Raw genomic sequence first — 16,493 nt, 5'->3', positions numbered from 1 at the left:
TCTTCTAATTTTCCCCATAAAAAATCCCCTCCATAATAAACAGTAAAGTAACTTTCTTTCAACTGTCTACTATAAGGGGATCATATCATTCGACAGGAGTCATCTTCTTTAAATTCCACTGATATCTATGCTGATTGTAGTATTTCATATAGTCTTTAATTTCTTGTTTTAACTGTGTGAAAGATGTACAAGTTTTGATGTGAGCTTCATCTTTAAAGTGCCCGAAAAAAGATTCTTGAGGGGCATTATCCCAACAGTTTCCTCGTCTTGACATGGATTGTCCCAGCTTTAATTCTTTGACTAACTTTTGATAGGTAGGGCTTGTGTAATGAGTACCTTGATCAGAATGAATATAGGCATCTTGCGTTAATCGTACCTTCTTATTCTTCTTTAGTTTGTGAAGAGTCGTCGTTGCGATATCTAGGGTAAGTCGTTCTGACACATGGTAAGCTAAAACTTCATTCGTAGACCCGTCTAGAATGGTAGATAAATATCCTTTTTGATTCTTACCATAAGACAGGTATGTGATGTCGGTAAGAAGTACCTTTCCTGGTACACCTTGCCTGAATTCTCGTTTTAATTGATTGGGTACCACGAAGTGTTCTTTCGTCGCTCTCAACATTTTTTTATAAGGATTTTCTTTGCGAATGGGACAGATAATCCCATATTTTTTCATGATTCTACGGATGCGTTTCAAATTGTAGACAACTTGAAATTGACCCGCCAATGTCATTTTGATCTGACGAGCCCCCTTCTTTCGGTTTTTAAATCGAAATGCCCTTACTATCATCTCTTTCACCATTTCATCTTGATGCGTTCTTTTCTCTCGCCGACTTTGAGAAATAGCTGAAAAATAATTATAGTATCCAGAGCGTGAAACACCTGCGATCTGACACAAATATCTCACCATATTTTTTAAGCGATATTTTTCAATAATAGAACGAATTAATAGGTACTTTTGACTAGGCTGTAACGTTATTTCTTTCCCATCCTCCCTTCCATAAGCTTGATCTTTTTTAACAGTTCATTTTCAGATTTTAATAAGTTTCGTTCCGCTTCCAAACGTGCGTATTTCTCTTCTAATGTAAGTTCTCTTTCTGACTTTCTTCCTGAGTTTTCCTTACGTGTGTCTCTTAAGCCAAATACACCATTTTGCTTATAAGAAGTACGCCATCTATTTCCTGATGACACAATACGTTGTAGACCGATGATATCTATATCAAAACCACATTCTTCAAAAATGATACGAGGTGGTTTACCCTGTTCATTTTCCTCAATAAAAATACGCTTGAATTCGTCAGTATAGGTAATTCCTTTTTGGCTTACCGATTTTACATATCGATTTTTTGATAGTATTTGAACTTCTTTTTCTGTAAATAATGTTTTCGTCATTTTAAAATTTCTCCGATTCTCATTTTTCTCTCATTATACAAGAAATACCCTATAGAATAGACTTTTTTTAAGTGTCTATTCTATAGGGTACATTTTATAATAGCAGTCTTATTTTTTTATGCATGTATTCTTTTTTCCTTTGTTAATTGGATCATTTTATTAACAAGTGGCTTCCACTTTTCTTCAGTTACAAATTTTATATCAATCAACCTTTTAATATTCTTTTGCATTATATTAGTTAACTCTTTGTACACCTCATTTTCAGATAAAACTTCTATTAAGTAAGCATCCGCACCTATAACTACAGACGTTGATGATGCAATTGCTATGGACATTTTATCTAATAGATGTTTGAAAGAAATTAATTTTGTTTGCTTATCAAGAAGAGTGTTTACTACCGTTGCTAATTCTCCCTGATACTGAACTTTGTAATCCTTTTGTGCATCTGGAAATACAATATCTAATACATAATTATCTGTTGCTATTATTGACATTTTATCTATAGCTTTATTAAGTGTCTTCTTGCTATATTCTGTAATATCTACCTTTTCTTCTGCAGGTTGTTGAACTGTTGGAGATAATGACTTCGGACGAACCGGAACATTTCCACTACCCGTTAATTCTCTTACTCGTTTTTCTAATTCATTAATCTTTCTAACTAGCCTGTTTTCCTCTTGAGCTTCTGTAGCTAATTGAATTAAACCTACTTCAAGAGAAACTTGTGCATTATTACTAAACTTCATCTCATTTTTTACTTCCGTAAGCTTACGGATCATCATTTGCATTTTATAAATTTCTCCTTCTTCTAATAACTCATAAAACTTATTATTTAAAATTGCTGTAGTAATATTATCTTCTTGAACTTTAAACGCTTTACTAATTACAAGATCTCTTAAATATCCTATAAGGTCCTCTAATAGATATATTGGTTCCTTACCATTTAAAATTACTTGGTTAATTAAATTCAGTATTTCAATGGTATTTCCTTTTAATAAATCCCCAATACACGCTTCAATCTTTTCAATTGAGATGCGTCCTACCACTTCGGAAACATCATCTTTTGTAATTGTTTCATTGGTAGCAAATGCAATAGTTTGATCCATTAAACTTAATGCATCACGCATGCCTCCTTGTGCAAGCATACCTAGTAACTGTAAGGCCTCCTCTTCAATCTTCACCTCTTCTTTTATTGCTACATGCCGTAATCTTTCTATTATGTCTCTCGGCCCTATTCTTCTGAAATCAAAACGTTGACAACGTGAAATAATAGTCGCTGGAATCTTGTGAACATCTGTTGTAGCTAAAATAAATATCACATGTTTTGGAGGTTCTTCTAAGGTTTTCAATAAAGCATTGAACGCCCCTGTAGAAAGCATATGAACTTCGTCAATGATATACACTTTATATTTACCCGTTCCAGGAGCATAAGCTACTTGTTCTCTAATTTCACGAATTTGTTCTACACCATTGTTAGATGCCGCATCTATTTCTAAAACGTCTGCATGTGAATTCCCACGAATCGTTTTACATTGTGAGCATTCATTGCATGGTTCTCCTTCATTATTTAGATTTTCACAGTTCAATGAAGTTGCTATCAATTTTGCAATTGTAGTTTTTCCAGTACCACGCGGACCAGTAAACATATAAGCATGAGAAAATTTAGCTAGTTTTAAGGCATTTTGGATAGTCTGTTTAATATGGTTTTGTCCGATTAATTCGATAAAATTTGTTGGTCGATATTTTCTATAAAGTGCTTGATACATTTTAAATTCCCCCAATATTGTTATATTCTTTTTTTATTGATTGTTAATTGTTAACAGATTTACTTAATAATTAGCCTTTTAATCCTCCTTAATATTTTCTAAGTGCACAAAAAAAAGGACCTATTGTGACGACAAATTAAGCTAATTGCTTTTTTCATCGACCCAATAGGTCCTTAATATTTTGGTTTAGAAATAATGAAAAATAATTTAATATACTAATATTATACTACTTTTCTCTATATCTGAAAACTACACTTTGAAATGGATAACATTTTTTGATTCTATATTGGTTTCCATAATTTTGGACGTGGATGTGTTAAATATCCAATATCATTTCCAACTATAACTCCATATTGAGCATATCCATCGCTATCTACATACCAGCAAACAACTGATAATAGATTGGCAGCAGCGTTATGGTTATGTAATGGTATAGGAGATTTATAAACATTAGAGGCCCACCCTCTTTGAGAATCTATTTTAGCACCTGGTACACTCAATAATTTATTACTTTGATTCATGATCCAGCAGCCAAATTCTGTTCCAGAGCTAACATCAAATCCTTTATACCAATACAGATTATTAATTCTCATCCACAATGGATAATCTGGTTCATTTGGATAAGTTTCATGAATAAATTTACTACCCGTTAACGAAAATTGTAATTTTTCGTTATAAAGGGTTTCATCTTCTACAATGCTTGTGTACTCATCTAATTGTTTAAAATATCTACAACAATTAGCAGTTGTTGGATCACTATAGTTTATATCTCGAAAGAAAGGACACGTTTCTTCAAAATGAAGGCAATGTATGCATCTTTTCACTTCGAATTTAGTGTCAACTAATCTCATTTGTTCCCTTCCTTTCAAAACTAGATATTACCGATAATCAATGGTGATACAATGGATAAGATTAGTATTAGTGCAGAACCTATCTTGAGAGATTTACTCCATTTAAAATATTTAGGGTGTTCAAATCTTTTATATAACATTTTCAAAAATAGACCTATTAATAGCATTCCTATAGCCGCATGTATACCTATTGTAGTTAGAAAATCTACTGAATCCCTCATTAAAGAAGCTATACCTTCAATATCATTGGTCAAGAATAATAAAGGTACTAAACGTAATAATAAGATTGCTACGATAGTTCCAATAATTCCCCTTACAGAAGTTTGTAACCATTGTGCATGTTTGGTTATCATAGCCACCGCTAATATAACTACAGAGATGGCAAAACAAATCATAAAGAAATAAAATGTGATATTAATAGCAAGCGGTATTAAACCATGAAAGCTATTTAAAACACCGCTTGCTGCTTCTACATTTGAATTGTTCTCTTTTTGATACTCAACATACTTATTAAAATATTCCACGTTAAAGTTATTAGATGTTGCTAATAAAAACTTCACTTCACCACTCCCTACAACTCTATAGATCTTGAGAATTTCACTTTTATTGATTGGTAGTGAATGCGCATATTGTTCTCTTTAATTGCTACATCGATATTTGAAGTATGCTCTTTTGTATAGTTCTCAATTATATGACATGTTGCAATCCAGTTGTTAAAGAATTGTTCATTAATTACTGCCTCTTTGAGATACTTAATCATATTAAAATCATATTCGAAATTAAACATAATCTTAATTTTACGTATTTTATGTTTTTGCACCTCAAAGTGCATCCCTTTAATAAAAGGAGCAAATTTTGTAAGTTTTCTATATTTCATAGCAATATAACTTACCCACTCTTTTTTATTAGGTATAACAATAACGAGTTCAGCTTTAACTTCCTTCTCTAAACTGCCATCCTCTTTTACTAGCATCTTAACCTGAGTACGATCATTTAAATTTGTAAAGTTCTTCTGCAATGGTTGCAAAATACTATAATATATATATGATGTATCCTCATATAAAGCATTATAATCAAATGTACTAGAAATTGTTTTTGCTGCCTCTGCTTCACCTACACAGTCATGCACATGTTTACCAGAAATTTTATCTTGAGAACGTTGTAAAGAAACGCTTATCTTTTCAACAGCAGGAAATTGATTCTTCCATTTATTTATAACAAAAGAGACTTCATCATCTGGAAAATTTGTATCACTTATTTTTTGATTAAGCACACTCATGACCTCCTTGCATATTATAACGATTCTACCCTCTTTTTTTAATCGTTTCGGTCAACTTTTCCAATTTTTATGTATTTTTATTTATATAGCAACTCTAACAAAAATAAATATATCATAACTATAAAACATAAACTTTTGTAAATAAGCTTTATTAACCCTACTTTGTGAAATATGTATCAATCTATTCTCGAATAGATTAGATTGATTTCATAAAACCCCTTTTTACGTACAAAAGACACCGCATATGCGATGTCTTTTGTATATTAACTTTAATGGCCGCCCCCACCAGGCTGCTCTATCATGTAAAGAGAAAGGGTATTATCTTTATTTTTTAATTCTTGGATGTGTTCGAATTTACTATCTGTATTATTAATTATAAAGAAACAAGATAAAGTTATTAATGCAATTACAATTTTTTTCAAGCTGATTCCTCCTTTACTAAACTAAACTCGGAACAATCTCCTTTATTGTAGATCATTTCCGGTAATTTTACAAAAAACTTATCTTTTTTCTCTAGGAACAGTAGAATTGATTGCTTTATTATATTTAAATTGTTTTTGGCTAATCCTTCATAGCATGTTAATAAAGGTGTCATTGTACCTTGTAGGTGTATTTTATCTAACATCAATATAGCCTGTTTTTTTCTCCAATTTTTATTAAGTATAAAATTTTATCTTCAACTTTAAGTTTATCTGGATTTATAGTTTCTATTTCTTTATCCCATATTAACTTTAAGAAATTTAGATTACTTAATGCAAGCTCGTATCTTAGGGTATCAGGCCAAGACTCAAACATTTTTAGAGCTTTGGTGGTGTATTTATATGATTCGTTAAAATTAGAAAATATATAACTCTCACCATACCTTAAATCTAGTAAACCTTTTACGGCAGGTAAATATTTCAATGCGGAATTCTTTTGTATCAAGCTATTTTGCATACGAAATTCAACCAAATTATCTTCGCGTAATAATTGATAACAATCTATTTCTGCTAACCAAAAACTAATTAGTTCATTTAAGTCAGAATTCTTTATAAACCGCAAGTTCTCCTCTATTCTGCTCCGATATGTAGCTATGAGACTAACTTCACTTAAATCTAATAATATAAGTATCTTTAAAATATCATGCAATATAGCTATATCAGCTTGAGTTTTAGCGTTTACTGGATTCATTCTTTCTAATTCCAAAAATTGCTTTCGAACGTCCGAATCATTTAATCTCTCATTATATAATTTAAAAATCTTAGAATAATTCCTCAGACACGTTTCTTTAGAATTTGAACATAACTCTATTAAATTTTCTAGGACCGATACATATCTATTTAAATATGCAATAATAAAGGCTAATTTTATATTAATGCTTCTTCTTTTTTTTAAGCTTATAAGATGTTCTAAAACTAACTTTTCTTGCTCATACCTATTATGAGGAGAAACTTTTTGAATTATTTTACATAGTGTTGTAATTGATATCTCGCTCTCACCGTTAATCCATTTCGATATAGTTGGCTGAGTAACATCTACTTGTATTCCTAAATCACCATAACTTAAGTTTTTCTCGGAAATGTAATCATCAATTCTTTTTTTTACAAAATTCATGTTCCTCCCCCTGAAAAATTAATTTATTTAATTTATGATCGTCATATATTAAAACACATACTACATATTTCAATATAGCATATTCATAATTTAGGAGATTATTAAATTTTTTCGAGCATTTAAAACCAAAAAGATGCCTCGCTTACATACTTTTTAATTCTAAACATCGGGATTTTTTATTTTTTACAAACTAATTACACTACGTTAAAGTAACTCCTCTAAACTAATTCCCAACGCATTTGCTATATTCTTAATCGATTTAATCGAGGGATTTTTTAAAGTTCCGTTTTCTATATGTGAAATAGTCGGCTGTGGAACCCCTGATTTTTCTGCAAGCTTTGACTGCGTCCAGCCTTTATTTAACCTCTTTTCTTTTACCTTGTGCAATTGAAACATTCCTCCTAATCAACGAAAACATAAAAAACTTTATATAATTTCAACAGACATCTATATAATGGTCGCTTTTATATCTATTTTATTTACTTTGGTCTCTTTTTTTGGTCTTTGGTCTTTTTACAATACGAATGCACTCGAGATTATTCATATATCAATATCTTTAAATGACAATAACTTGTGATAACAATATAGTATATGAGAATATTAATATTTTGAAGGGCCAAAAAAATACCCCTCCCCAACTTGGTATTTATGTGTTATTATATAAAGTTATTTAGATATAAATTGCATAGGATTTAAGCTATATTTAATTCTTTTACCAATTTACAGTGTACCTACCTCATAATAATAATAATAATATAAAGATTATCAATCTCATCTAATTATGAGGTTTAGATTCATAACTATTTTATGTGGATTCCTTACTATTATCTAATTTTATCATTAATTTTTTTTAGTTGTTTTTTTATTGTTTCAACTGATTTAAATAATACATCAGCTATTTGCACTTTATTTAAACCTTTTTCTTTCAGTGTGTATACCTGTCGTTCTGAAGGTGTTAGTACACTAATCTTTCTTTCAGTTGTAAGTGCATTAATTACCACAGAAGATACATCAGGATGGATACTAACCTTATTTGCGAAGGCTTCACGGACTACCCTTGGAATGTCTCGATAAGAAGTCTTATTAACGTAATTCATTGCGCCTTTATCAAAAGCTTTTAAAATTACTTCTTCTTCATCCCAAGAGGTTAACATAATAATTCTGTTTATGCCTTTTTCTTTAAGTGGGCTTCCCACTTCAAGCCCACTTAAATTAGTAGGATCATCACTCAAAGTTAAATCTAATAAAACTACATCAATCATTTCTGGAACGCTATTAATTGCTTGTTCTTTATTATAGGCTTTTTTTACAACTACAAGATCATCTTCTTTTTCAATAAAATTGGTTAAACATTTCATCCAGACTTCATCATCTTCTACTATCATCAATCTAATTTTCATAAATGATTACTCCTAACTATTAGAATTAGATTGTAGCTTAATTTCTTTAACTCTTTTTGAAGGAAATGATAATATCATATTTGTTCCGTGGCCTACTTTACTTTTAACTGATATTTCGCCGCCATGTTTCTGCATCACATTATAACAATACGACAACCCTAATCCATAGTTACCTTTTGTTCCTTTTGTAGAATAAAAAGGGTTTAAAACAAGCGATAATTTATCTTTTTCGATCCCTTTACCCGTATCCGCAAAATCAATATAAACTTTTCTATAAGTTTTATATATCTTTATTTGTATCTCTCCATTTTTATTCATAGCTTCAATTGCATTTTTAATTATGTTTATAAATACTTCTTGTAAATGTATTGGATCAGCATAAACCTTTACATCTACCTCATAAAACTTATTGATAGAAATTTTTGTACCCAGATAGGGTTGTAAATTGTCTAAAGTCGTTTCAATACACTCACTTAGCCAAAAAGCTGACTCTTTTAGATTCATTACATCAAGTTTACTTTGAATGCGTGTTGATAACTCAAGCACATGATTTGTAGAATTTAATGCTAATTCTATACTTTCAACTGATTCATTATCCAGATTTGGATTTTCTTTTATCTGATTAACTAACATGTCTATTTTTATAACTTCATTTTTAATAGTATGATTAAGCATGGCTGTTCCGGAAGCCACAGCTCTCATTGTGTCATCACGCTTTTGTCTTTCAAATCTAATCTGAACATCTAGAAATCCGTATTTTATTATTAAGTAAGCAAATAATGCAAATTGAAACGCAATTACATATGGGTTATAAAACCATACATCGGGAATACCTAATGCCTCTAATACAATATTCGAAATCAGAGCAAAAGTAGTCATGGGGATAATAACCATAGAGGTATATAGTTTATTTTTCTTTATAGCGGGCCTTCTCTCACGAAAAGTAGAATATAACAGTAATATATTACAACCTAGTACATAAGGAACACTCCAAGTTGCTAACATAGTATAATTTGTTTTAAAAACAGGATACATCGTATTGAAGAAACAATACATTATCCCTATTGGTATTAATAATACTAATTTCCAAATTGCACCTTGTTTGGTTGTCTTAAATACATTTGCAAAAACTAAACCGAATATACCAATAGAGTATGGTGTCATATAGTGGCCAAAAGAAGTAGCAATGCTATCTGCCCATAAAATCCATTCTGGTCTATTTGGTCCATCGCCTAGCATTACCCCTAATCCTCCACAACCGCCATAAAAAGCAATAAGACTTCCCCATCTAGTTTCTTGATTTTTAGGATTAGTAAGAAATAATATCGCGGTCATCATCCATAATAGAAATACAAGTACAATCATTTTAAACTTTCAACCCTACATTCAAATATTCATATCCTAATATTCATATCTGAATATTTTACTCCTAATAAAACTAATTGTATCCTTACTGATTCTTTTTCGGTTTAATACAATACCAGAGTGACCGCAATTGTAAACTAAACGTGTAGGTTTTTCCCATGACTCCCACAAATAACTAGTGTCTTCCATATGAACATATTGATCATGCTTAGCTGATATTAATAGAATATTATCTTTATCCATCTTCGGTTTAGAAATACTAGGTTCAGTAATTTTCCACTTTTCTTTTAATACTTCATACGTTACTCCGTTTTGTACTAAATCTTTTTTAATATACATGCCTGGATTAGTATTCCATATAGAGTAAGAAAGTCGATTAGCATAAAATACTGACACAAGTACGTCGATATCAGATTCTAGTGTAGCTGTTAAATTTGTAATGAATCCACCTAAACTTACTCCGATTAATATTACTGGTCCAGATTTATTAGTTTTAATCCACTGAATCAATGCACGTAAATCTGCAACAGCTTGTCTAGACGCTGCTACTGTTCGTTCAATATTTGCACTGATCATAAACTCCCCAGAATATATAGATTCCTCAGGCTCTCTTTCAAAGTGATAAGGTAAAGTGAAGTAATACATATTCCATCCTAAATTTAACATATCCTTATGAAATATATTCTTTATTCGGGCGTTGGAATCCATTCGCCATCCATGTACAAATATTACATTAGGGGCGCTTTCATTTGAGTTTAAATAAACCTCGCCTGAAACCATATCGTTGTTTTTATCACCTAGTAAAATTGAACTCCTAAAATTAAAATTACCACTACTATACGTTCTATCTTCGGTAGGGTTTATATCAAATTGAAGATTTGCTGCGTACGTATTATAAAATTTTTCTCTTTCTTCATGTTTCATTGTTTCATTTTCAAATGAAACATACTGTGTCACTTTACTTCTTTTTTTATGTAAATCATATAACGCTAATTTATCAATATACTTAGTTACAAACAAAATTTTATTCCCTCCAATTACTATATTTCTCTACTTAATTCCTTATTTCTTAAGATATGGTTATAAGGATATTTTTATAACACACTATTAAGGTATCTAATAATCCTTTATTATTAAAACACACAAACTATACATAAACAAGATTTCTATTCACCCCATTTTTATAGTCGTCTGATTTCCTACATCCTTATTTCTTATTTTCAATAAAAAAAAGAGTGGCTACCCTTTTATACTAGATAGCCACTCTTTTTTAATTCATCTTCATACATACTTTCTAAATCTTTTACTTTTTCATAATCTCCTTCAATTTTTGCCTTTCTTATAAGAAGCCTTGCAACCTTCCCTAAATTCTCTGTCCCTTGAATGTTACCTAATTCTTTGAGTTCAGCTTCAATTTTGGAAATCTCACATTGTTGTGATTCCTCATTAGTCATTGCAAATATTTCTTCTAAAGAAACATTTGGTTCATTGGCTGGCCCAAAGTAATCTTCTGGATTTGGAATAAATGGTGGCTCCTCCATAATTATTAGATCTCTCTCAGTAGCTCTCTCTTCTAATTTATTTGTTGTTTCTAGATTTTGTTGACACTCTTTTATTAAATTAAACGCATCTTGATTTGGTTCACTTACCTTAAGTTCTAAGTTAGTATTATTTTTCGACTCCTGTTTTAACGATTTTATCAATTCAGCTTTTTGTTCTTGCTGTTTTTTCTTCACTATTTCTAACGTTTCTGCTGACAATCCTTTGTTGTCCATATCTTCCAATTCTTCTACCTGTTCAATATCTTCCATAGTAAATTGAAGTTGCTTTTCTACATTATTGTTATTAGTAAGATTTTTTGTTTCTTCTACTAGGGTTTTCTTGCCTACAGGTGTATATCCACGATATAAAACTTCTTTCATTTCATCAGTAAGACCATATTCTATTTCTTGTTCTTGTGCTTTATTTTTTCCTTTTAGCTTTTTACCTAATTTAATCATTAGACTCTTAAATGAGCGATAAGATGCGTATCCCATTAAAACTATTACTGATAGAAATATTCCTAATATGAACAATATTAAAGCAGCTACTTTAATAAGTGACATTAACATTATTTTTCCCCCTTAATTGTTAAAACTAAAAATCAAGAACTAATGCCAATTGGCCATCAATTATTTTTGATTTTCTTTTTCCTTTTTGATTCATTTTTTCATCAACTATTTTAATTTTTGATATAGGTCCTACGTTTGCCTTTACACACATTAAGTGTTGATAAATATCTGCATCAGAATATGTTGGGAATCCAAAGGCAGTCATTTCATCTATTGCTAGGCAGTTATTTTCTTGAATACTAAATCCCTTAATATTTCCTTTTTGTATATCCATCATGATTTTTTGTTGATTGACTTCAATTCTATTTAAAACTTGAATATCAGTATTACGTTCTTTTAACCATTCTAGTAATTGTTCATTAGGTAATTTTATGGTTTTTATTTTTTTACTTAGAAGTTCTACCACTCTTTTGTTACTTTGTCTTGTCCATTCTTCTGCACTTCCTCTTAATTTGCTCAGTCCGTCATCTGATTGAATAGATTCAATTAACATTTTTTGAATGTCACCATCGTCGCCAAGCATAGCGCTTAAACCGTCACTGGTAACCTCTCCACCTATAGCTTGAGAAGCTTTATTTTTCTTAGCTATAATTAGAGCCATATATTCCTGAAAAGTCCCTTTATACGCAAAATAAAATACCCTACATTCTTGTGTTTGACCAATACGAAAGGCTCTATTTTTGGCTTGAATCATATCAAACATACTCCAGCAATACTGATAAAACATAATAGTAGGAGTTATTAGCAAATCCACACCAACTTTTACAAGTTTTATAGATGTAATTATTACGTTATAGCCCTCACTTACTTTTTTTTCTATCCACTCTGTTCGACGATCTGTTTTACAAGATGTCGTTCTTAAGATTGCTACTTTAGCATTTGGAATTTCTTTCTCGATAACTTCTTTTAACCGCGGCTGAATATCCCGTTCTTCTTTAGTAGTTCCAGTGTCTTTAACATAAACTAATGAAACACGTTCTTCACTTAACTCACTTTCTAATCGTTCAACTAATTTTGCTTCCTTAGGCAATAATTTTTCACTTGAGAACTGTTCATAGTTAGGTTGCCAAATATCTATGATTTCCCCATTCATACGTTTTCCAGTAACTAAGGGATATCTAAATGGATTATCCAAAGCTGAAATTCCAGTTTCAGTATACAGAGTGTATATATTAGGAATTCTATCTTCCCTAGCACCTTGATTTTCTAATACTAATCTATCAAAATTTGACGACATATCTTCATACATCTCTTTTAAATTACTATCCATATCACAAAATATTGTTGGTACATCAATAAAAGGTACTCTTAACTCTTCTGGCCACACATCAAATAGATTTAACCAAACGCCATTTGGTATTAAATATTGCAATACATATGGTGATATACCTGGCATAACCTTTTCAGTAACTCTTTGTCTTCCACCTTTTGATTGTTTGTTACTATACTCCGTAACTTCTTCTTCAGCATTATAAACTATTTTTTCTATATTACCGTACTCTTTATTCCATCTTTGTAATTCATTATACTTATACCCAGCTTTATGCATTACAGAAGGAAATAATCGCCAAAGTAAAAAATAAATATCCTGCGCTTTTCCTCCAAACAAAGTTGCTGTACCAGCTATAGTATGTTTTACCGATGCTACTAATTTTGATAACGCAAATCCTTGTGCTGTCGCTCCAGATTTTAACTCATGAACTTCATCAATTATTGCAATATCAAAAACGTTTTTCATTTTACGATGAATATATTCAATAGCAGCTACTCTCCTTGGATATTTGTTACTTTTTTTCATTTCACTTTTTCCTTCTTGTAGACACCTTTGGGGATATTTTTCTCCATTTTGTATAGCTTTTAATAGCTTTTTTTCGTAAGTAGTCCAATCCTTAAATGAAGCAAACCTTGTTAATACTTTGTTTGTCCATAATGATTCTCCACATTCTGAACAATAGGCATTGTTCAATTTCTGGGTTTGATCTACACGCCTAGCAGTTCCGAATTCATTATAAAGCATGGGTCTTTTTCTTTGCTTAACCTTCAATATACCATTAGAATCTAAGTATTCTTCTTTGTCTTCAATTACTTGATGTGCTTGCATGCAAGATGGACAATACCACCCATCCTTATATGGTACTTTCCAGTTTTTCTTCCCTTTTTCTGTTTGAATTTTTTGAAAGGAAACTGCTTTTTCTATAGTGGCTCCACTTCTCATAGTTGTAAATGAAATCACAAAAAAAGTAGGCTTTTTCGCTTTTGGCTTACCCTCTTTTATCCACTTATTATGCCAGTTTATTAAATCTGATGTTTTCTTAATCCAATGTACTTCTGCTCCTGGAATAATAGAATATATCTCTTTTTCGGCCCATTTTGAAGTTAAACTAGGTGGGACATAAACAATAGAGCGATATCCTTCTTTCCCCTGATAGTAAGCTAAAGCATCAGCTACAGCTGTCATCATTTTTGTCTTTCCAGTCGATGTTTTCCCTTGCAGCAATACGGATTTATTTTTCAATAGAAATTTTGACAATGCCGTTGCTACATGTGCTTGTGCAGGAAATAATTCTATAGGGTACTCATTGAACCTTGGGCATGTAGGATCAACTATAGGATTGTGTAATGGACTAAGATTATTTGATAATTTCTCGAGCATATCAATCGAAAACCGTGAAATATATTCTCCAAGATCTTGCGGTATCGTTGATAATTCTGCTCCATCTCCCTTTACAGGAAATTTTATTTTTTTATTCTTTACCATTAAAGAAATTAATTCATCTATTGTTTCCTCACTCATTAATTCATTTTTTTCTAAGAACGTTACAGGTTTCTGAAATATATTTTTGTCATAATATATAGGAGATTTTTTCATATACCCTCTCTCAATTACTTCCTTATACACATCCTCATACCACTCTTCAAGTAACGGACTACCATAATTATTTTTTAACATCTCGCATACACTATTAGCAGGATTTTCAAAGCTAATCAAATATTCTTGATTATGTAATTTATCATGATAAATTATTAATGCTTTTTTGTTTCCTATATTTATAGAATCGGTCTTATATTCTCCTTTTTTAGTTCTTATACCTAATAACTCTTGATAAAAAAAGCCTTCTCCTTGCTTTACCCTTTTTCCAAATGAAACTTTACCGTAACCTCCATCAATTATTGTCTTAATAGCTTGGATGCTAGAATCAGCACCAGCTAATATAGTCCATAAAAGAGATTGGTTCTGTCCACCTGAATTATCAGTTGCAAGGCCAAAACATAAAACTTCTTGCTGTAATTTACCAGGAACGTGTCCTCGTATCATATAGGGTTCCTGAATATTCTCTTTTTCCCCTAAAGAATCCATTATTTCATTGATTTTCATATATATTCCTCCAAGTATTTAATAATTTTCTTTATTATTTTTTTCAATATACAAAAAGCCCTCTAAAGATCTGATTAGTAACTAACAATCAAATCCCCTAGAAGGCTATTATTTTTTAAAGAATTGACAATAAGAATAATTTATTTTGCTATAAACGAGTATATATATCCGTTTGCATTATAGATTATCCTATTATCTTTATTCTCACTTGTTTATTTAATTGCTTGAGCAATTTCCTTAGAAATATGCATAATAATAGATTCATATTTCTTAATCATTGCCTCATTCACATCGTAATGCTTAATATAACTTACACTTGATTTCTTATTACTAATACCATAAAAATCACATACTACGAAAGAAGTAGCTTCAGCAATTAGTTCTAATTCCGCACAAGATAAATACTTATAATTATCATCCATACTAAAATGCATCATATGTGCTATTTCATGTATTAAAACTTGAAAATAATGATCATATTTTAGTCCGGTGTACATTGTTATGGTACCATTTGTATTAAATAATCCATTAGCTCTTTTACCATTTTCCATCACTATTCTTTCATCAGTTTTTCTTAAATCCCAAAGCATATCTTCTATTTCTTTTGTAATTCGAGATATTTTTCTCTTTCTAGATTGATATGTTAAAGTATCTTTAATACACTGAATAATATTTGAAAACTCCCACTTTAAATATTTTATCATTCCTTGGAAATTGAATTCCTCTTTTACTAATTGATTACTAAGTTCTTTAAAACTATTTTTCATATTCGTATACACTTAAATTCCCCCTAAATTATTGAAATAAAAAAAACACCTAATTAATTGATAATTGTTCACATTGATTCGCAATGTTAAATCATCAACCAAAAAGGTGTTTTGTTAGTATATCTAATATTCGCAATATAAAGTTATTAAAAAAGCCCGTCGAATTGATTTTATTTACACAATAAAAATTGTGTTTTTCATCAACCCAACAGGCATAGTTTTTGTTTCATGTGAAATACAATAAAAATAATTTAATATACGGCTATTATAACTTAATTCATTCTTTTTTGCATCATATGTTGATTTATATATTAAATAAAAGAAGATATTATACGAATGCATAATATCTTCTTTATAAAGATTACTGTTTCTTAAACAGAGTTCCACCATCAGTGATATGACTATCTCCAATTTCACCAACTTCATCAACTGGAAGTGTTGGTTTTTCTGTCTCTGGCTTTGTTTCTGGTTTTGTCTCTGGTTTTGTTTCTGGCTTTGTTTCTGGTTTTGTCTCTGGTTTTGTCTCTGGTTTTGTTTCTGGCTTCGTCTCTGGTTTTGTTTCTGGCTTTGTTTCTGGTTTTGTCTCTGGCCTTGTC

At 30.7% G+C, this 16,493-nt stretch carries 13 protein-coding genes and 2 pseudogenes; all 15 read right to left on the bottom strand.

Annotated features, from left to right (window positions below; translation table 11 throughout):
- Positions 1 to 85: 85 nt before the first annotated feature.
- Positions 86 to 1,392, bottom strand: a protein-coding gene (locus MR169_RS26485) for an IS3 family transposase (protein ID WP_242320310.1) whose coding sequence is annotated in 2 segments (ribosomal slippage) — positions 86 to 999 and positions 999 to 1,392 — 1,308 coding nt in all. Because the reading frame shifts where the segments join, the coding sequence is not laid out codon by codon here.
- A gap of 116 nt (positions 1,393 to 1,508) precedes the next feature.
- Positions 1,509 to 3,155 (bottom strand): DNA polymerase III subunit gamma/tau, encoded by a 1,647-nt coding sequence (dnaX, locus tag MR169_RS26480; protein ID WP_242320309.1) that lies wholly within the window; start codon positions 3,153 to 3,155, stop codon positions 1,509 to 1,511.
- Between the two features lie 281 nt (positions 3,156 to 3,436).
- Positions 3,437 to 4,006 (bottom strand): hypothetical protein, encoded by a 570-nt coding sequence (locus tag MR169_RS26475; RefSeq protein ID WP_001241514.1) that lies wholly within the window; start codon positions 4,004 to 4,006, stop codon positions 3,437 to 3,439.
- Positions 4,007 to 4,026: 20 nt separating this feature from the next.
- Positions 4,027 to 4,566, bottom strand: coding sequence for a hypothetical protein (locus MR169_RS26470; protein ID WP_242320308.1), 540 nt, complete (start codon positions 4,564 to 4,566; stop codon positions 4,027 to 4,029).
- An 11-nt stretch (positions 4,567 to 4,577) separates the two neighbouring features.
- Positions 4,578 to 5,285, bottom strand: a complete 708-nt coding sequence (locus MR169_RS26465; protein ID WP_003268341.1) for a hypothetical protein — start codon at positions 5,283 to 5,285, stop codon at positions 4,578 to 4,580.
- 269 nt (positions 5,286 to 5,554) lie between these two features.
- Positions 5,555 to 5,707, bottom strand: coding sequence for a hypothetical protein (locus tag MR169_RS26460; protein ID WP_000724874.1), 153 nt, complete (start codon positions 5,705 to 5,707; stop codon positions 5,555 to 5,557).
- Positions 5,704 to 6,878, bottom strand: a pseudogene (locus MR169_RS26455) (AimR family lysis-lysogeny pheromone receptor). Before MR169_RS26455 ends, MR169_RS26460 begins: the two are co-directional and overlap by 4 nt.
- A 204-nt stretch (positions 6,879 to 7,082) precedes the next feature.
- Positions 7,083 to 7,274 (bottom strand): helix-turn-helix domain-containing protein, encoded by a 192-nt coding sequence (locus MR169_RS26450; RefSeq protein ID WP_003268337.1) that lies wholly within the window; start codon positions 7,272 to 7,274, stop codon positions 7,083 to 7,085.
- A gap of 428 nt (positions 7,275 to 7,702) precedes the next feature.
- Positions 7,703 to 8,278 (bottom strand): response regulator, encoded by a 576-nt coding sequence (locus MR169_RS26445; protein WP_242320306.1) that lies wholly within the window; start codon positions 8,276 to 8,278, stop codon positions 7,703 to 7,705.
- A 12-nt stretch (positions 8,279 to 8,290) separates the two neighbouring features.
- Positions 8,291 to 9,643, bottom strand: coding sequence for a sensor histidine kinase (locus tag MR169_RS26440; RefSeq protein ID WP_242320305.1), 1,353 nt, complete (start codon positions 9,641 to 9,643; stop codon positions 8,291 to 8,293).
- 36 nt (positions 9,644 to 9,679) lie between these two features.
- On the bottom strand, positions 9,680 to 10,663 hold the full coding sequence (locus tag MR169_RS26435) for an alpha/beta hydrolase (protein WP_000498233.1): 984 nt from the start codon (positions 10,661 to 10,663) through the stop codon (positions 9,680 to 9,682).
- Between the two features lie 227 nt (positions 10,664 to 10,890).
- Positions 10,891 to 11,754, bottom strand: a complete 864-nt coding sequence (locus tag MR169_RS26430) for a hypothetical protein (protein WP_000930156.1) — start codon at positions 11,752 to 11,754, stop codon at positions 10,891 to 10,893.
- 25 nt (positions 11,755 to 11,779) lie between these two features.
- Positions 11,780 to 15,130: a P-loop NTPase family protein gene (locus MR169_RS26425; protein WP_000700100.1), complete on the bottom strand. Its 3,351-nt coding sequence runs from the start codon at positions 15,128 to 15,130 to the stop codon at positions 11,780 to 11,782.
- Between the two features lie 212 nt (positions 15,131 to 15,342).
- Positions 15,343 to 15,909, bottom strand: coding sequence for a hypothetical protein (locus MR169_RS26420; RefSeq protein ID WP_000288485.1), 567 nt, complete (start codon positions 15,907 to 15,909; stop codon positions 15,343 to 15,345).
- A 349-nt stretch (positions 15,910 to 16,258) separates the two neighbouring features.
- Positions 16,259 to 16,493, bottom strand: a pseudogene (locus MR169_RS26415) (hypothetical protein); the annotation flags it as partial.

It is taken from the genome of Bacillus cereus group sp. BfR-BA-01349 (assembly GCF_022663795.1).
Classification (GTDB): domain Bacteria; phylum Bacillota; class Bacilli; order Bacillales; family Bacillaceae_G; genus Bacillus_A; species Bacillus_A cereus.
The sequence above is the reverse complement of the archived record's forward strand: the minus strand, read 5'-3'. Positions and strand labels throughout refer to the sequence as shown.

Bases quoted from the DNA above. Each gene is read 5' to 3' on its own strand.
- MR169_RS26445 (WP_242320306.1), bottom strand. From the start codon at position 8,278: ATGAAAATTAGATTGATGATAGTAGAAGATGATGAAGTCTGGATGAAA.
- MR169_RS26430 (WP_000930156.1), bottom strand. From the start codon at position 11,754: ATGTTAATGTCACTTATTAAAGTAGCTGCTTTAATATTGTTCATATTA.
- MR169_RS26475 (WP_001241514.1), bottom strand. From the start codon at position 4,006: ATGAGATTAGTTGACACTAAATTCGAAGTGAAAAGATGCATACATTGC.
- MR169_RS26440 (WP_242320305.1), bottom strand. From the start codon at position 9,643: ATGATTGTACTTGTATTTCTATTATGGATGATGACCGCGATATTATTT.
- dnaX (WP_242320309.1), bottom strand. From the start codon at position 3,155: ATGTATCAAGCACTTTATAGAAAATATCGACCAACAAATTTTATCGAA.
- MR169_RS26450 (WP_003268337.1), bottom strand. From the start codon at position 7,274: ATGTTTCAATTGCACAAGGTAAAAGAAAAGAGGTTAAATAAAGGCTGG.
- MR169_RS26425 (WP_000700100.1), bottom strand. From the start codon at position 15,130: ATGAAAATCAATGAAATAATGGATTCTTTAGGGGAAAAAGAGAATATT.
- MR169_RS26465 (WP_003268341.1), bottom strand. From the start codon at position 5,285: ATGAGTGTGCTTAATCAAAAAATAAGTGATACAAATTTTCCAGATGAT.